The sequence below is a fragment of the Sutterella sp. AM11-39 genome (assembly GCF_003472385.1).
In the GTDB taxonomy this organism is placed as follows: Bacteria; Pseudomonadota; Gammaproteobacteria; order Burkholderiales; family Burkholderiaceae_F; genus Duodenibacillus; species Duodenibacillus intestinigallinarum.
The window spans coordinates 22,731-39,169 of the sequence record NZ_QRLV01000006.1 but is presented as its reverse complement, the minus strand read 5'-3'; the positions used below and the strand labels follow the sequence as shown (position 1 = coordinate 39,169).

Below are 16,439 nucleotides of genomic sequence, written 5' to 3'. Positions count from 1 at the left end.
ATTTATAGATGTTCGGCAAAGGCGGCCTCGAGTCCTGCGATGGCGTCGGTCACCTGTTGACGCATCGCGTTCGTCTTGCCCTGTTCGGCCTTGAGCCCGGCGGCAAAGTCCGCGAGCATCGCCTCGACCTCTGCGGGAGCGGCGCTGCCCTTGGTCTTTCGGTTGGCAATGATCTTACGCGGATCAAGCGCCTCGAGAAATTCTTCCTTACTCATAGGCAGCACTTCGGGACCTTCGGGGAACTCCTCGCGAATTTCTTCAACATAGATGCGCTGCATCTGTTCGTACGGGAAGTCCTGCGGCAAAACATTGTTGGCTCGCGCCCAGGAAACCATGCGGCTGGCGACGTGGTGACCAATGCGAAACGGCAGTCCGTGGTCGTGCATCAGGCGATCGGCGATTTCCTGCGAAGCCGTCCAGTCGCTGTTCAATTCTTCGAGCGCTCGCGCAGGATTGATGCGAAGCGCGTTCAGCACTTTGAGGAAGCGCTCCAGCATGGAGACTGCGGACTTCGTCATGCGACCGTTCTTGGCCACGCTCTTTCCGTCAACCATGCCGGGAACGAGATTGTGCACGCGCGTAAAGACCGCGGTCATTTCCGAGACGACGTCGCTGGCGTCACCGCGACAGTTATTCATGAGGCCCGGATTGCGCTTTTGCGGCATGGCCGAAGAGACGTACGTGTTTTCTCCTCCTTCCTGCAAAATGATCCAGGGGCGGCTCTGAGCGTACTGCACCATGATGTCGTTGATCATGGAGCCGACGTGCACGCCGACGGAAGCGGCGACCGACGACACTTCAAGCGCAAAGTCAACAGGCGTCTCGCACGTACAGTCAAAGGCGTTCAGGCGCGGGCGGTCAAAGCCAAGGAGCTTGGCCATGTCATCGCGGTTCAGGGGCCAGCCCGTACCGTTTAGCACGGTCGCGCCCATCGGGCACTCGTTGTAACGCACGAGGCACTGGTTTAAACGTTCGCGATCGCGCAGGAAGGCGGCGGCAAAACCCAACAGATAGTGTGCGTAGCTGTTGGGCTGCGCGGCTACGCCGTTGGTGTAGTTAGGCACCACCGTGTCGCGATGTTCTTCGGCCAAGGAAAGGATCTTGGCGATCACCGCATCGAGCGCCTCGCACAGCTCAAACGTCTGCTCGCGCAGAATAGCCACTCGCATCGTCGAGAGAATGTCCTGACTTGAACGGCCCGCGTGCAGAATCGTCACTTCGGGGCCCGTAGCGGCTATCACCATCGGTTCGTAGGCGATGTACTTCTTGACGCGTTTTGAGGCATCGACGTCGGCCTCCTTTTCAACGGCGGCAATGCCGCGGGCAGCAAGCTTGGCCGTCGCTTCGTCGAGAAGCTTCTCTCGGCTGTTGGACACTACGCTTGCTTTGTTGATCTGGCTGATCCAGTAGAACTCGTCGTGAATCACGGCAAATTGCTCCCTAATGAAAGAGAATAAACGGATACTTGTCGACAGTATCCGTTGATCGCCTTCTCAAAACAATTTGTTTTTGTCAAACTTAATTTGCGTAATACGCAAAGAAATGAAAGAATCAACGCATCTTATGTGTCTGGTTTCTCGGAGATTTTGCCGTGTCCAAACTCGACGACCTCGCCGCCTGGCGCTACTTCGTCACCTTCGCCAAAACCGGGACGCTGTCGGCAGCAGCCTCGGCGCTCGGCGTTGATGTCTCCAACCTCTCACGGGCGATCGCAGGACTGGAAAAAGCGCTCGGTTGCGATCTGATCCGCCACAACTCTCGTCCGATGGAGCTCTCGGAAACGGGCAAACTGGTTCTCAAACGCATGACGCCGATTCTTCGCGCGCACGATTCATTGATGCAAAAGATCATCGACGACAATAGTGCGCTTACCGGCAATATCCGCCTATCCTCGGCTCCCGGCTTTGCCGCAAGGCGCCTTACGCCGTTGCTACAACGTTTTCAGCAGCTGCACCCGCAGATCACGGTGGAGATTTTGAGCGGCTTCAAACCGGCCGACGTGCAAAAGGGCTTGTGCGACGTGGCAACCATCACCGGAGAACCGACACTTTCGGGATTGTGCTACATGAGCCGCGGCCGCAACGTCTATCTGCCGGTCGCAAGTCCCGCCTATATTCAAAAGCACGGCATGCCACTCGACCCCGTGAGCCTGCGCCTGCACACGGGACTTGTCTACAACGGCCCCGTTCGTGAAGAGACCAAAATGCTCTACCGAGGCAACAAGGCCGAACCGATCACCTACGCCTCCTGCATCCGCTCCACCGACATCCTGGCGATTCGCTCCGCTCTTCTCGAAGGCATGGGTGTGGCCGTTGATATGCCGCTTGTGCAGATCTACGAAGATCTGCTCGCGGGGCGACTCGTCGCCATTTTGCCCGGCTGGTTTCATCCGCCCGTGGAGTGCTTCATTGTGGCAAGCCACGAGGCCTGGCACATGAAGCGCGTACGCATCTTTCTGGAGTGGTACGCCAGAGAAATGCAAGCGCTCTTTGCTTCGTATGAAGCGCAGGTTTCCGATGTGGTGGGTCTTCCCAAAGACAATGGCAAGTACGATCGCAACAAGCTCTACCGAACTTAGGCTCAATCCAGGGAATTAAGCACGCAGCAAATTTCACAATAACGCAATGTCGTATAAGAAGATCCGACATGCGTTTAATCGTCAAGAACGCACCGGACCTAAGCAGGCTTACCTATGGAAATCTGCAGGGTTCTCCCTGTAAACTAACACCTCGTTGCGCCCGCGCCTCTTTCATGACGGCGCTCTTTTTTCGCGCACCTCAAAATTCAATTCTTTTCAATCTTTCAGAAGAGCCCGAGGGGGCCTGGAGACTGACACATGGCTAAAGCCGATAAAGCCGGCAATACGGCAAAGTACCCGCTTAATCTTCCCGACACAGCATTCCCGATGCGCGGCGATTTGCCCAAGCGCGAACCCGTCTGGGTTGCCGACTGGGAAAAACGCGATCTCTACCACACGATTCAGAACGCCTGCAAAGGCCGCCGCAACCGTTTCGTTCTGCACGACGGCCCGCCGTATGCCAACGGTGAAATTCACCTCGGCCATGCCTTAAACAAGATTCTCAAGGACATCGTCAACAAGACCAAGCTCTTTGAAGGCTACGACGTCCCCTACGTGCCGGGCTGGGACTGCCACGGCATGCCGATCGAAATTCAGATCGAAAAGATGTACGGCAAGGGACTCGAAAAGACCGACCTGATGGCCAAGGCCCGCGCCTATGCCAAGGAACAGGTCGCCAAGCAGAAAGCCGGCTTCAAGCGTCTGGGCGTTCTCGCCGACTGGGAAAATCCGTACCTGACGATGCGTCCTGAAACGGAAGCCGCCGAAATCCGCACGCTTGCCCGCATCGTGAAGAAGGGCTACGTGTACCGCGGCCTGAAGCCCGTGAACTGGTGCTTTGACTGCTGCTCGGCGTTGGCCGAAGCCGAAGTCGAATACGCCGACCGCGAAAGCTACGCCATCGACGTCGCCTTCCCGCTTTCCGAAGAAGACAAGCCCAAGGTTGAAGAACTGATGGGCGTGAAGATTGAAAAGCCCTGCTACACGGTGATCTGGACTACGACGCCGTGGACGATTCCGGCCAACCAGGCCATCAACATGCACCCGGATCTGTCGTACGCGCTCGTGGACTGCGGCGAAAAGTACCTGATTCTGGGCACCAACCTTGTGGAAGATTGCCTCAAGCGCTACAAGCTCGAAGGCAAGATCGTCGGCGAAACCAACGGCAAGAACCTCGATCACGTCCGCTTCATGCACCCCTTCAGCCAATTGCACGAAGGTTTCAAGCGCTTCTCGCCGGTGTTCCTCGGTGAATACGTGGAAGCCACGAGCGGTACGGGCGTCGTGCACTCGGCTCCGGCCTACGGCCTGGACGACTTTGTGTCGTGCAAGGCCAACGGCATGACCAACGATCAGATTCTCAACCCGGTGATGGGCAACGGCGTCTACGCCGACTGGCTCCCGCTCTTCGGCGGTCTCAACATCTGGAAGGCTCAGCCCAAGATTGTTGACACGATGCGCGTGGCTGGCGTGCTACTTAACTGCGAAATGATCCAGCACAGCTACATGCACTGCTGGCGCCACAAGACGCCGCTCATCTATCGTGCAACGGCTCAGTGGTTCATCCGCATGGACAAGCCCACGGCCGACACCAAGGGCGTGCTCAACACCGAAGCCGAAGAAAAGAGCCTGCGCGAAACGGCTCTGGCAGGTGTCGATGCCACCAAGTTCATCCCGTCCTGGGGCTACAACCGTTTGCACGCCATGATCGAGAACCGTCCCGACTGGTGCATCTCGCGTCAGCGCAACTGGGGCGTTCCCCTGCCCTTCTTCATGAACAAGGCAACGGGTGAACTGCATCCGCGTACGCTCGAAATCATGGAAGAAGTCGCCCAACGCGTTGAAAAAGAAGGCATCGAAGCCTGGGTGAAGGCCAAGGCCGAAGACTTCATGCCCGCCGAAGAAGCCGCTCAGTACGACAAGACCACCGACATTCTCGACGTGTGGTTCGATTCCGGTTCCACGTACGAAACCGTGATGAACGGCTCGCACAAAGACGTCTACGACGGCAAGCCTCACTGCGACCTCTACCTTGAAGGCAGCGATCAGCACCGCGGCTGGTTCCATTCCTCCCTGTTGACGAGTTCCATCCTCTACGGCCGTCCGCCCTACGATGCGCTTCTCACGCACGGCTTCCTCGTCGACGAAGAAGGCAAGAAGATGTCCAAGTCTCGCGGCAATGCCATGGGTCCGAAGGAAATCTACGAAAAGTACGGCGCCGAAATCTGCCGTCTCTGGGTGGCTCAGACCGACTACACAGGCGACCTGCGTATCGGCCCGACCATCATCAAGGGTGTTGTCGACAGCTACCGCCGCATCCGCAACACGCTGCGATTCCTGCTTGCCAACACGAACGACTTCGACATCAATAAGGATGCCGTGCCGGTCGATCAGATGCTCGAGCTTGATCGCTGGGCGCTAGCTCGCGTTGCCGAGCTTCAAAAGCAGATCATTGAGGCAAATGAGACCTATAGCTTCCAGCAAGTCGCCACTCTTTTGATGGGCTTTGCCACCGACGACCTGGGCAGTTTCTACCTCGACATCCTCAAGGACCGTCTCTACACCACGAAGACCGACGGTCTGCCGCGCCGCAGCGCTCAGACCGCCCTGTGGCACATCACGGCGGCCTATCTGCGTCTGATGGCTCCGATCCTTTCCTTTACGGCCGAAGAAGCCTTTGCGATCTTCAGTCCGAACAAGGAAGGTACGATCTTTACCGAGCTCTATCACACGGTGCCTGCTGTCGAAGGCTCCGAAGCGCTGCTCGCCAAGTGGTCGACGATCCGCGACGTTCGCGCCGAAGTGCTCAAGAAGATCGAAGAGCTGCGCATGCAAAGCCTTGTGGGCTCGAGCCTGCAGGCCGAATGCAAGATCGCCGCAAGCGGTGAAACATACGAGACCCTCGCGGGCCTGGGCGATGAACTCAAGTTCGTGATGATGACCTCGAGCGCCGAACTCGTGAAAAACGAAGGTGACTTGGAAATCACGGTTACCGCCACCGAGCAGAAGAAGTGCTGCCGCTGCTGGCACTACGTTCCGAGCGTGGGCAACAATGCCGAACATCCGGAACTGTGCGAACGGTGCCTCACGAACCTCTTCGGCGCCGGCGAAGTCCGCACCAAGGCCTAAACGCCGTGACCGAGATCAATCGATCTGCACCCCGGAGCCCCGCTCCGGGGCGTTTTGTCCTCTGGCTTGCGGCAGCGTTCGTGTTGCTCGTTGTCGACCGGATCACGAAGGTCGCCGTCATCGATACGCTCGCGTACGGCGCCTTTGTCCCTGTCACGCCCTTTTTCAATCTTTGCCACGTTCGCAACACGGGCGCGGCCTTTTCGTTTCTGGGTGACGCAGGCGGGTGGCAAATTTTCGCCTTCGCGGGCATTGCCCTGCTTGTGACTGCAGCGTGTCTGTTCTTTCTGTGGCGTCACGCCAAGCGCACACTCTTTGCCTTCTCGATGTCCCTGGTGATTTCAGGCGCCCTGGGCAACCTCTGGGACCGCCTCGTCTACGGCTACGTCACGGACTTTCTCGACTTTCACGCGTTTGGCTACCACTGGCCGGCTTTTAACGTGGCCGACATCTGCATTTGCGTGGGGGCGGCACTCCTGGTGTTCGACGAATTCCGCCGAGAAAGGTAAGCTTTCTGTCCTCAGTACAGCCTCAAACAGAAAAACCGTGTCCGAAAGCAAGACGCGGTTTTTTGTTTTTTTCACAACTCTCTGTCAGACCAGCTCGTAGGTGGCCGACTGAATCGGTGTATTAAGGTTGGGCAACACTCGCTCAAGCAGAATGCCATCGCGATTATCCATCCGATAGCCGAATGTAGAGCGAATGCCCTGCAGTATGAACTGAGCAGCGCGATCAAGCGCAATCGGAAGGCTGTCGCCCTGCAGGAGGCTGCCCGTGATCACGCTCGTGAAGCTGTCGCCCGTGCCGGGATAATGCGCAGGCAGATACGGACAGGTGACCTTCCAGGTGCGCAAATCAGACTTGCTGCGCGCAATCACGGAAGTTAATCCCGACTGGCCCGGCACCGGAACACCCGTGATGATCACCGTATCGGGTCCCATTTCGGAAAGTTCGGCAATCAAGTCTTTGAGTTCCTCGGTCGTGCAGTCCGTCTTGTAAGGACGATCCAAAAGCGCAAACGCCTCGGTGAGATTGGGCGTGAGCACGTCGGCCCGGCATGCCAGGCGCCGCATCTCTTCGACCATCTCCTGCGTCATCTTGCTGTAGAGGTGTCCGTTGTCACCCAGGACCGGATCGACCACCACGAGCGTATCGGCCGTGCGGAAGCGCTCGATAAAGCCGCAGACGATCTCGATTTGTCGGGGCGAACCCATATAGCCCGTGTAGATCGCATCAAAAGTGACGCCGAGCTTTTCCCACTGATCAATGATGCGGGGCATCTCTTCGGTGAGATCCAGGAAGGAGAAGTCCGGGTACTGCGAGTGATTGGAGAGAATCGCGGTGGGCAGAGGACACACGTTAAAGCCCATGGTAGAGAGAATCGGAATGACGGCCATCAAAGATGTCCGGCCGATTCCGGACAGGTCATGAATCGCCGCGATGCGGCGAACATTGGGCTGGAAACGCATGTCGAAGACTTCCTTTTGGCTTCTGTGGTTTTCGAGGCTCCTAAAGATAGCACTTCGCAAGGCTTCAGGCATCCGCACGCGGCAATATTTGCGAACAATCGAGGCTGTGCAAGTTGCTAAACTCACCGCACCTAAAATTTTGACTCTTGGAGAATTGTCAATGTTTCAGATCGGAGAAACCGTCGTCAACGTCAAAGGCCCCTCTACGGCAGGCGACTTTGATTTGCAAGCCCAACGCGGCCGCTGGGTGGTGCTTTATTTCTACCCGAAGGACAACACGTCGGCCTGTACGATTGAGGCGCGCGACTTTACGGCTGCCGTGCCTCAGTTCGAGGCTTTGAACGCCAAGGTAATCGGCGTCTCCCGCGATTCGGTGAAAACCCACGAAGGTTTTTGCGCCCGCCAGGAACTTGGCATTGAACTCGTGAGTGACAAGTCCGAAGAGCTCTGCACGGCCTTTGATGTCATCAAGCCGAAGGTGATGTACGGCAAGCCCTGCCGCGGCATCGTGCGCTCGACATTCCTCATTGATCCGCAGGGTAAGCTCGCGTTTGAGTGGCGCGGCGTCAAGGTGCCGGGTCACGTGGAAGCGGTACTCGAAAAGATTCGCGAGCTCTCTTAACCCAATCCTTGTGCAGGACGTCTACACTTTCTTCTGATATTCGGCTTTAACTTAAAACTGCTTCCTCATGACCGCAAAGCTTTACTCTCGCCTGGCTGCCAAAAACATCACAGTGGCTGTCACGGGCGGCATCGCCGCCTACAAGACCTGTGAGCTCGTACGGCTTTTGGTCAAGTCGGGTGCTGCAGTGCGCGTCTGCATGACGCAGGCGGCAACTGAATTTGTCGGACCGCTCACGTTTGCTGCGCTCTCGGGACATCCCGTGCAGACACAGGCCTTCGACGGGACGATGCAGCATCTGGCGCTCACGCGCGACTGCGACTTGTTGATCGTCGCGCCTGCTACCGCCAACATCCTGGCCAAGGCCGCCAACGGCATTGCCGACGACCTGGTGAGTTCCGTTATTCTCGCAAGTTCCTGTCCGGTTGCCGTATGTCCGGCAATGAACAGCAATATGTGGGCCAAAGCGAGCACTCAGCGCAACATCGCTCAGCTCAAGGCCGACGGCTTTGCCGTGCTCGGACCCGCGTGCGGAGAGCTTGCGTGCGGCGTTTCGGGCGCAGGCCGCATGATTGAGCCCGAAGAGATTGCAGCGCACGCCGCGCGCCTGCTTTCTCCGAAGATTCTGCAAGGTAAGCGTTTCGTTGTCACGGCCGGTCCCACCTTTGAAGCATTGGATCCCGTGCGCGGCATCACCAACCGCAGCTCCGGCAAGCAGGGCTACGCCGTTGCGCAGGCCGCCTTTGAAGCGGGAGCCGATGTGACGCTCATTTCCGGCCCCACTTCGATCGCAGTCCCTTACGGTGTCAAAGCGGTGCCGGTCGTTTCGGCCGAAGAAATGAACGAAGCCGTGCACCGTGAGGCACCCGGCGCCGACGTCTTTGTGAGCGTCGCTGCCGTTTCCGACTGGCGTGCTCAGGCAGTCGCCGATGAAAAAATCAAGAAGTCAGATGAACCGCCCGCGTTGGATCTCGTGGAAAATCCGGACATCCTCGCGCAGGCGGCACGTGAATTTCCGTCGCTTTACTGCGTCGGCTTTGCCGCCGAAACCGAAAACGTGCTTGAAAACGCACGCGGCAAGCGCATCCGCAAGCTCGCCCGCATGATCGTGGCCAACAACGCCCGCAGCGCCATCGGCTGCGACATGAACGAAGCGGTGATCGTGACGGCCGACAAGGAAGTCGCCACGGGCCTTGTGAGCAAGGATGTGCTTGCGCAAACCATCATCGAATGCATCGCCGATGACCTCGCAAAGGAGGTGTAGACATGGCCTTCAAACTCAACGAAAAAACGCTTGAACCTCATAACGGCGACTACATCGCGTTTTTGAAGGAAATCGAAAAGGGCAATGCAAAGGTAAGCGGCCTTACCGTTTCCGTCAACAGCGACATGCCGGGCATGGTCACCGTGCGTCGCGCTAACGAATCCGATCAGGCTCCCTCCTCGCCCGGTTTCATCGCCAAGAACAAGAACGCCATGCCTGCGCTATTGCGTCTTGCGGGCAGCGTGATCGCGCTTTTCGGCGTGTTGTTCATCATCGCGGGCATGTCCGAGCCAAACCTGCAAAACTTGATTCCCGTAGGAATGTTCGTAACATTCGGCGGTCTTGTTTGCGCACTCTCGCAGCATCAGAAGCTCGAGCGGCTCAAACGGCTTGAAGAAGCCGACAAATCCAACAACGAATAAAGCACAAGGAAAAAATGAAAATTGCACTCAAGGTCCTTGACGAACGCATCCGCGAGCACCTTCCGCGCTATGCCACGCCGGGCTCCGCAGGCCTCGATCTTCGAGCCCTCCTCGATGAGCCGCTCACAATCAACCCCGGTGAAACAGTCCTCGTAAAGACCGGTCTGGCGATCCACATCGGTGATCCCAATTACGCCGCCGTCATTATCCCTCGCAGCGGAATGGGGCACAAAAAGGGCATTGTGCTCGGAAATTTGGTCGGTTTGATTGATTCCGACTATCAAGGCGAACTGATGATCAGCACCTGGAACCGCGGCAAAGAGCCGTTTGTACTCGAACCCTTCGAGCGTCTGGCCCAGCTCGTGGTGCTGCCCGTCGTGCAGCCCGAGTTTGAACTCGTGACCGATTTTGAAGCAAGTTCCCGCGGCGAAGGAGGCTTCGGCTCGACCGGCACGAAATAATCGACACAATCAACTGTTGTGGCACCAAGGCGCTTCTGCTCGAGAGGCGCCTTTTTTGTACTTGCTCCTTTCAGGCAAACCTTTGACACCGCCGCTCACGACTGGTCACTTCCGGCGCGATAGCATGTTTGCAAATCCGCAAAACACCAATCGGAAAGGAACAACACCATGCATGCCCAGCGACTATTTGCCTCGCTCCTTGTCTGTTTAGGTTTACTCTCTTCAGGAACCGCTATGTCCGAAACCATCCAAGTTTCCATCGACGGCAAAAGTTATCCCGTCGAAATGGCCGACAATGCCGACGCCCGCGCTTTCATCGCACGACTGCCGATGACGCTCACGTTTGAAAACTTCGGTCGCAATGAACGTATCGCATATCCCAAGCCTGCTCTGGAACTCGAACGCTCCGCCCGCCACTTTGAGATCACGCGCGGAACGATGACCGTCTACAAACCTTGGGGCAATATTGCGATATTCCTTGTGGAATTTCCGTGGAGTTCCGACCTGGCCGACCTCGGTCAAATCAGCCCGGAAGGTCTCGAAGCCATTCGTACAAGCGGCGACAAAACCGTTACCTTCCTCAAGTGACTTCCTCCACCGATTGAAGTCAGGGGCTTTACGGCTTCTACTGTAACCGACCATAGGTAAGACGCGTCCTGCGGTACGTCTTACCTTCGCGTCAACTGAACGTGGATTTATTTTTTTGGACAAGTATCAGACTGACTGCCAAAAGCACACACACTGTAAGAAAAGCGCCTTGCAGCGACACCGCCGAAGATATCGCTCCGATCAGGGCAGGACCGGCCAACAGGCCGCCGTAACCGACAGTTGTCACAGCCGTAATGGCTTTAACGCTATCCATTGCTGCCGTTCTCGACGCAGCCGAGATGACAATCGGAGCAATGTTGGCAATTCCGAGTCCCATGATAAACAAGGAGACCATGGCGCTTGCCGGATAAGGAAAGAGCACCAACGCCAGAAGCGTTGCGAGCATCATGGCGATTCCAACGGAAAGCATCGTTACAGCGCCGAACTTCATTGCCAGCTTGTCACCGATCAAACGTGACATAGCCATTGCAATAACAAAAAGTGTGTAACCGACAGCGCTGCCCTCCTGTGGCACCCCTGCGTAATCACGCAAATAGATGGCGCTCCAGTCAAGCATGCTTCCTTCCGTAAGGAAAATCACGGCACAAACAACCGCCAAAATTGCTATAGAGCCGTTGAAAGCCCATCCGTTACGCTTTTCTTTTGTTTTTCGGGGCACCTCTATCGGATGGTTTTCGATGCGACGAAGCAAAACAACCATCGTTAAAGCCAATGAAACCATCAACGCGCCGACAGCCTGAGCCGGGGCAAGTCCCAGCACAAACAACGAAGTGAGCGCGACTGCAGAAACAACTTCTCCGATGGAGTAAGCAGCATGCAAGCCGCTCATTAAGCGCGCTTGATTGCGATTTTCCAAATGCGTACCGTAAATATTGACGCTCACTTCCAGACAACCCAGTGTCACGCCGTAAGCCAGAAGTGCTGCGCACTCAATGTAAAACCCCGGCACAAGCGAAAGCACCACCAGCAAAAGGCAGGACGCCAAGCCGGAAAGCAATATCGCATTTCGAGCTCCGATACGTTGCGTCAGTTTGCCTGCCAACGGCATGCCGACAAAAGATCCGACACCCAAGCCCAGCAGCAACAACCCCAAAACATAGGGCTCGAGCCGCAATTGCGACTGGACAAAAGGAATCAGAGGCGCCCACGAAGCTACCGTAAAACCTCCGGCGAAAAAACCGATGCGGGCAGCCCAAAGTTCAGTCCCGGAAACTGCATTCGCCCCATTGCCGCTTCCCGCATGGATTTTCTCGTCAGCCTTTGCGTTTTGCAAGGAATGTTGAGCAGACAAATTGAGATCAAGCGTCGCAACTGCGCTCATCGGTTTCTTTTTGAGAGTGGAATTCAAGGACATAGGCCTGCTCCATGAAGTTAGTCATGGCAGAATTGTCTCATCAAATTTCCGCACAATCTAGTTAGAATCCATCAATAAATTGATAGTCACTAAAGGCACGCAGTCCTATGGGATTAAAAATTGATGAACTCCGCTCCTTTGCTGCCGTTGCGGCGACAGGTTCGTTCTCGGAAGCGGCACGAAAAATTCGACGGGCCCAATCGGTGGTATCGATGCATATTTCAGGAATGGAGGCCGAACTTGGATACAAGCTTTTTGACCGGACGCCCAAACCTGTTTTGACACCCAGAGGAACTGAACTTCTGGTCGGCGCGCAACGTCTTCTGGCTGAAGCGGATCGTCTTGAAACCCGCGCCCTGTCGCTTACCGATACGCCATCCCCTGCTCTTTACATGGGCATTGATCTTGTCCTGGAAGCTCCGGTCATGATTGACTGGCTGCGGCTGTTTGCCCGACGCTTTCCATCCGTACGGCTGCAGGTTGAAAACATCACCGGTTCTGAGGCAGACTGGTTTTTCAGCAGAGCCGGCATGAATTTGGCTCTGATATTTGCATCCTCCCCATCTTCTCACTGCGATGAGAGGTTGCTCGGGCACTCACCCGTGTCCATTGTTGTTGCAAAAAACCATCCGTTGGCCTCCCTTTCTCGGCCAACACTTGAGGATTTGCGCTGCTACCGACAAATCGTGGTGCACGCCCGAGCACCGGAAGCAACTCCACCCCGTGTTATTTGCAACGACCATTGGGAAGTTGACAGCGGCCTATGGGCTTTGGGCTTGGCTGCAAAAGGCGTAGGCTGGGCGATTCTGCCCAAATTCTTACTTTTAGGTCAGTCGCCGTACAAGAACTTGGTTACTTCCATCGATTCAACGCTTGCGCTCTCTCCGGAACGTCTTGTGCTACGAAGCCGCGACGGTGAAGTTGATCCCGAAATTTTAAATTGGTGGGCAGACACGATCAGTAAGTACAAAGCCAAAATCGGTCTTACCTAAAAATCCGTCGCATTCATTCCGGCGAGAAACTCTCATCAGTCGGTACCTGGGAATACCGTCAGCCGTGTACAAACATACAGTACAACGTTGAAAGCGGCCTCAAGGCTGTGGCTATTGGGCTCTCGCCTTGATCCAATTCTTGATCTCGTCGACAACTTTTTCTTCCAGACCATTGAACCCATGGTACGCAAATGCCTGACATGGCTTACCTTTGGTCTTTCCGCCGGATACGGTCATAAAGTCGGCATTTAGCTTTGCCGCAAGTTCTCGGGCCGCATCGTAAGGCGTGCTCTTGCAGGCATCGGAAACATGGTGCACAAAGAGTTTAGGGACCTTGATTGCATCCAATGGGATATCTCTGAGCTCTTTCATTGACGCAGTAAAGACCACGCCATCGAGACGGTCACGACATTTACCGGCGACTTGAGCCGCCGCCAGCGTACCTCTGCTGGTTGAGACCAGCCAGACAGAAGCGTGCGGATACAGTTGCCGGATTCTGTCGAGCAGCAAAGAAAAACGCTTTTCGTCATTCGAAGCATCGGTTGAGACCGTTGCAAACTCATTGTCCGCCAGCAGTAAACGGGACCGAATCAGAAAATTGTTGCGCTTACCGAAGAGAATCTTTCCGCCCGTTTGGTGCGCCGCGACACGTCCGTCGCCACCCGGGAAAAGAATCAGGACATATTTCGGCGACGGACTTTCGGCTGTCAGAATGCAAGTAGCCGTTGGATCGGTCTTATCAAAGTTCAGCAGCGAATCTCCGGCAAACACTGTCGACACAGCAAACGCCGTTACACTCAAAACAAGTTTTTCGAGTCGCATTTCTCCTGCACCTTCTCTGCAGACCGCCTTCGCCCAACCTTTTGCCGAAGTCTGCAAAAACAGCAAAGGCACCGGTATCACTGTACAGGACGCCGGTGCCTTTTATGGATCATCCGATTCGAGCGGATCAGAGCTTCTCAGTGAGTTCCTTGATCACGTCGACCGCATCTGCCTCCAAATAGTAGTCCGAGACCTCAAAGATCGGAGCTTCGGCGTCCTTATTGACGGACACGATGACCTTGGAGTCCTTCATGCCTGCCACGTGCTGAATGGCGCCGGAAATACCGAAGGCCATATAGAGCTCGGGAGCTACGATTTTGCCGGTCTGGCCGACCTGCGTTTCGCTGGGCACGAGGTTCATGTCAACCACGGCGCGGGTGGAACCAAGAGCGGCCCCCATCTTTTCAGCAAGCTTGTCGAGAGCGGCAAAGCCCTCTTCGTCAAAAAGGCCGCGACCGCCGGCTACGACGCGCTTGGCGGTGAGCAGATCCGGACGGTCGCTAGCCACCTCTTCCACGCTCACGAACTTAAAGCCGCGGGAAGACGGCGTCACGACGAGCGTTTCAACGGCAGCGTTGCCGCCTTCGGCTGAAACAGCCTCAAAGGAAGTGGCTCGAACGCTGGCTACAACAGGGGTAGCCGTGGTCTTCACGGTGGCAAGAACACCGCCCGCGTAGATGTAGCGCTTAAACGTATCGGCGGAGATGACGCCAGCGATTTCGGTCAAAGCCGACACACCGAGCTTGGCGGCGGTGCGGGGCATGGCCGCCTTGCCGGAGGTACCGGCCGTAAAGAGAATGTGGCTATAGCCGCCGGCTTGCTGTGCCGCGAGAACAGCGTCGGTGAGCGCTTCGGGCAGGCAATGGTTAAAGGCCTCGCCCTGTGCAACAAGAACCTTGCGCACGCCGGCCACGGCAGCCGCCTGCTTGACGGCGCCTTCGCAGCTCTGACCGGCCACCAGAACGTCGACGTCGGAGCCGAGTTCGAAAGCGGCCTTGAGCGCATTCAAAGTCGAAGACTTGAGCTGAGCATCGTTGTGCTCTGCAATCACAAGAATAGTCATACCTGTTATTCCTACTATCAGAGCACCTTGGCCGTGTTCTTCAAAACATTGATCAGTTCGTCGACGCTGTTTAACTTGACGCCGCCGCTGCGGGCCGGCGGCTCGATCACTTCCTGGAGTTCGAGCGAACGCTGGCCGATGTCGGCCACTTCGGCAGCTTCAATTGCAACCACGGGCTTCTTCTTGGCCTTCATCATATTGGGCAGAGTCACGTAACGCGGTTCGGCCAAACGCAGGTCGGCGGAAACCACCGCGGGCAGCTCACCTTCGACCTTCATCAGACCTGTATCGGTCTCGCGCACGCAGACGATCTTGCTGCCGTCAACTTCAAGACCGCTCACGTTGATCGCAACGGGCCAATCAAGAAGCGCGGAGAGCATCTGCGGCACTTGCCCCGCATCATTGTCGATGGCCTGCTTGCCAAGGAGCACCAGACCCGGTTCTTCGCGCTTGACGACGGCTGCCAGAAGCTTGGCAACAGCCAGAGGTTCAACCTTAGTGTCATCGTGCTTGATGTGAATCGCGCGGTCGGCGCCCATCGCCATAGCCACTCGAAGCGTATCGACCGTCTTATCGGGGCCGATCGAAACGACCACGACTTCGTCGGCCTTGCCGGCTTCCTTCAGGCGGACGGCTTGTTCGACGGCAATTTCGTCAAAAGGATTCATGGACATCTTGACGTTGGCCGTATCGACATCCGAGTGGTCGGGCAAGACGTGCACTTTGACGTTGTAGTCCACGACTCGCTTAACCGCAACAAGAATTCGCATAACAAGAACTCCAATTTGCCGTCCGAGAAAGCGTTAGTTGAGAACAGTTCTCGGACGTTCTTAAGCTGCACTATGTAAAGACGGCGGCAATTATAAAGAGGGCCGAACCGTTTTGGACGCCATCAAAAATACGAGTTTACGCACCTGTCCAAAAGCTCTTTCTCAAAGAAAACGCTCCAAAAATTGAAATTGAAAGGTGAATACCGATTCAGCAGAAAACGTACCAAAAATCAGACATAAAGCCTTGAAATCACGCGATTTTTTATTTCATATGTGAGAGAATGTAACTGAGAAAATTAGTTTAATTTGGGCGTTTGCCCCTTTTTGCTTACACATGGGATCGAGAGCTATGACGAACAACACTACACCGAGAATGCCGCATCTGAAGCAAATTCTTCTTTGGATCGCCATTTGGGCGGCCATCTTCATCGTCTTCCGCATCATCGGCTGGGGCGTGGGCGAAGCCTGCGACGGCACCATCAACTGCCTGATTTGATCAATCTCATCTGAGTCATAATTAATTCAGGTATGGCTTTGGCGGCCCGGGCGCAGCAGGAAGCCCTCCTGCAGCTCGTCTCCTTTGCTTCCCTTAGCGCATCGTTTACCGCGCCTGCTCTCTGGCCGCCTCTTGAGCCCGGTTTCTTTTCCATCCTTCTTTTTGCGTACGTCTTTTGACGGCGCCTTTCCACTCGCAAGTTACATCCATTTGTGGCATATTTCGGTGCACTCATAATAGGTTGCACACTGTTTGTTGCGTGCCCTGTCTTTGTTCGTCGTCTCGAATTCTTGTTTGCCGCTCTGTTACAGGTTGAGCTCGCCCGTCCCGGCTTGAGCTCCCGCTTTTCTTTCTACTCAACGGCTCGCCGTGAGCCGAAGGGGTTGTG

General features: G+C 55.9%; 16 protein-coding genes. 10 read left to right on the top strand and 6 right to left on the bottom strand.

The genetic code is table 11. The features are described from left to right. Positions 1-2 precede the first annotated feature (2 nt). Complete coding sequence (locus DW133_RS06285) at positions 3-1,427, bottom strand: argininosuccinate lyase (protein WP_118275802.1); 1,425 nt, start codon at positions 1,425-1,427, stop codon at positions 3-5. A gap of 164 nt (positions 1,428-1,591) precedes the next feature. On the opposite strand from DW133_RS06285, the gene DW133_RS06280 reads away from it, so the two are divergent. The 3 genes from DW133_RS06280 (at position 1,592) to lspA (ending at position 6,216) form a co-directional block, all read left to right on the top strand. After that, positions 1,592-2,578: a LysR family transcriptional regulator gene (locus tag DW133_RS06280; RefSeq protein ID WP_118275801.1), complete on the top strand. Its 987-nt coding sequence runs from the start codon at positions 1,592-1,594 to the stop codon at positions 2,576-2,578. A gap of 258 nt (positions 2,579-2,836) precedes the next feature. Continuing rightward, on the top strand, positions 2,837-5,707 hold the full coding sequence (gene ileS, locus DW133_RS06275; protein ID WP_118275800.1) for an isoleucine--tRNA ligase: 2,871 nt from the start codon (positions 2,837-2,839) through the stop codon (positions 5,705-5,707). A 5-nt stretch (positions 5,708-5,712) separates the two neighbouring features. After that, positions 5,713-6,216 (top strand): signal peptidase II, encoded by a 504-nt coding sequence (lspA, locus tag DW133_RS06270; RefSeq protein ID WP_118275799.1) that lies wholly within the window; start codon positions 5,713-5,715, stop codon positions 6,214-6,216. An 84-nt stretch (positions 6,217-6,300) separates the two neighbouring features. Here lspA and DW133_RS06265 read toward each other — a convergent pair whose 3' ends face one another. After that, positions 6,301-7,176: a pyridoxamine kinase gene (locus DW133_RS06265; RefSeq protein WP_118275882.1), complete on the bottom strand. Its 876-nt coding sequence runs from the start codon at positions 7,174-7,176 to the stop codon at positions 6,301-6,303. 160 nt (positions 7,177-7,336) lie between these two features. On the opposite strand from DW133_RS06265, the gene DW133_RS06260 reads away from it, so the two are divergent. The 5 genes from DW133_RS06260 to DW133_RS06240 all read left to right on the top strand — a co-directional run bounded on the left by DW133_RS06260 (position 7,337) and on the right by DW133_RS06240 (position 10,533). Further along, positions 7,337-7,798: a peroxiredoxin gene (locus DW133_RS06260; RefSeq protein WP_118275798.1), complete on the top strand. Its 462-nt coding sequence runs from the start codon at positions 7,337-7,339 to the stop codon at positions 7,796-7,798. A 67-nt stretch (positions 7,799-7,865) separates the two neighbouring features. After that, a complete protein-coding gene (gene coaBC / locus DW133_RS06255) occupies positions 7,866-9,062 on the top strand; it encodes a bifunctional phosphopantothenoylcysteine decarboxylase/phosphopantothenate--cysteine ligase CoaBC (RefSeq protein ID WP_118275797.1) in 1,197 nt (398 codons plus the stop codon). 2 nt (positions 9,063-9,064) lie between these two features. Beyond that, positions 9,065-9,484, top strand: coding sequence for a hypothetical protein (locus tag DW133_RS06250; RefSeq protein WP_118275796.1), 420 nt, complete (start codon positions 9,065-9,067; stop codon positions 9,482-9,484). Positions 9,485-9,498: 14 nt separating this feature from the next. Beyond that, positions 9,499-9,945 (top strand): dUTP diphosphatase, encoded by a 447-nt coding sequence (gene dut, locus DW133_RS06245; RefSeq protein ID WP_118275795.1) that lies wholly within the window; start codon positions 9,499-9,501, stop codon positions 9,943-9,945. Between the two features lie 234 nt (positions 9,946-10,179). Further along, positions 10,180-10,533, top strand: coding sequence for a cyclophilin-like fold protein (locus DW133_RS06240; protein WP_118275794.1), 354 nt, complete (start codon positions 10,180-10,182; stop codon positions 10,531-10,533). 91 nt (positions 10,534-10,624) lie between these two features. On the opposite strand, the gene DW133_RS06235 is transcribed toward DW133_RS06240, so the two are convergent. Next, entirely contained in the window at positions 10,625-11,908 is a 1,284-nt protein-coding gene (locus DW133_RS06235) for an MFS transporter (protein WP_118275793.1), read from the bottom strand. A 107-nt stretch (positions 11,909-12,015) separates the two neighbouring features. Between DW133_RS06235 and DW133_RS06230 the strand changes: the two genes are divergently transcribed. After that, positions 12,016-12,900 carry a LysR family transcriptional regulator gene (locus tag DW133_RS06230; protein ID WP_118275792.1) on the top strand — a complete coding sequence of 295 codons (885 nt, stop codon included), beginning with the start codon at positions 12,016-12,018 and terminating at the stop codon, positions 12,898-12,900. A gap of 111 nt (positions 12,901-13,011) precedes the next feature. Here DW133_RS06230 and DW133_RS06225 read toward each other — a convergent pair whose 3' ends face one another. The 3 genes from DW133_RS06225 to DW133_RS06215 form a co-directional block, all read right to left on the bottom strand. Next, positions 13,012-13,722 carry a hypothetical protein gene (locus DW133_RS06225; protein WP_147408885.1) on the bottom strand — a complete coding sequence of 237 codons (711 nt, stop codon included), beginning with the start codon at positions 13,720-13,722 and terminating at the stop codon, positions 13,012-13,014. A 127-nt stretch (positions 13,723-13,849) separates the two neighbouring features. After that, on the bottom strand, positions 13,850-14,785 hold the full coding sequence (locus tag DW133_RS06220) for an electron transfer flavoprotein subunit alpha/FixB family protein (protein WP_118275790.1): 936 nt from the start codon (positions 14,783-14,785) through the stop codon (positions 13,850-13,852). Between the two features lie 17 nt (positions 14,786-14,802). After that, a complete protein-coding gene (locus DW133_RS06215; RefSeq protein ID WP_118275789.1) occupies positions 14,803-15,555 on the bottom strand; it encodes an electron transfer flavoprotein subunit beta/FixA family protein in 753 nt (250 codons plus the stop codon). Positions 15,556-15,904: 349 nt separating this feature from the next. Between DW133_RS06215 and DW133_RS10040 the strand changes: the two genes are divergently transcribed. Then, positions 15,905-16,051, top strand: a complete 147-nt coding sequence (locus tag DW133_RS10040; RefSeq protein WP_158571136.1) for a hypothetical protein — start codon at positions 15,905-15,907, stop codon at positions 16,049-16,051. Positions 16,052-16,439 lie beyond the last annotated feature (388 nt).

Bases quoted from the DNA above. Each gene is read 5' to 3' on its own strand.
- ileS (WP_118275800.1), top strand. From the start codon at position 2,837: ATGGCTAAAGCCGATAAAGCCGGCAATACGGCAAAGTACCCGCTTAAT.
- DW133_RS06265 (WP_118275882.1), bottom strand. From the start codon at position 7,176: ATGCGTTTCCAGCCCAATGTTCGCCGCATCGCGGCGATTCATGACCTG.
- DW133_RS06260 (WP_118275798.1), top strand. From the start codon at position 7,337: ATGTTTCAGATCGGAGAAACCGTCGTCAACGTCAAAGGCCCCTCTACG.
- coaBC (WP_118275797.1), top strand. From the start codon at position 7,866: ATGACCGCAAAGCTTTACTCTCGCCTGGCTGCCAAAAACATCACAGTG.
- DW133_RS06250 (WP_118275796.1), top strand. From the start codon at position 9,065: ATGGCCTTCAAACTCAACGAAAAAACGCTTGAACCTCATAACGGCGAC.
- dut (WP_118275795.1), top strand. From the start codon at position 9,499: ATGAAAATTGCACTCAAGGTCCTTGACGAACGCATCCGCGAGCACCTT.
- DW133_RS06240 (WP_118275794.1), top strand. From the start codon at position 10,180: ATGTCCGAAACCATCCAAGTTTCCATCGACGGCAAAAGTTATCCCGTC.
- DW133_RS06235 (WP_118275793.1), bottom strand. From the start codon at position 11,908: ATGTCCTTGAATTCCACTCTCAAAAAGAAACCGATGAGCGCAGTTGCG.
- DW133_RS06230 (WP_118275792.1), top strand. From the start codon at position 12,016: ATGGGATTAAAAATTGATGAACTCCGCTCCTTTGCTGCCGTTGCGGCG.
- DW133_RS06225 (WP_147408885.1), bottom strand. From the start codon at position 13,722: ATGCGACTCGAAAAACTTGTTTTGAGTGTAACGGCGTTTGCTGTGTCG.
- DW133_RS06220 (WP_118275790.1), bottom strand. From the start codon at position 14,785: ATGACTATTCTTGTGATTGCAGAGCACAACGATGCTCAGCTCAAGTCT.
- DW133_RS06215 (WP_118275789.1), bottom strand. From the start codon at position 15,555: ATGCGAATTCTTGTTGCGGTTAAGCGAGTCGTGGACTACAACGTCAAA.
- DW133_RS10040 (WP_158571136.1), top strand. From the start codon at position 15,905: ATGACGAACAACACTACACCGAGAATGCCGCATCTGAAGCAAATTCTT.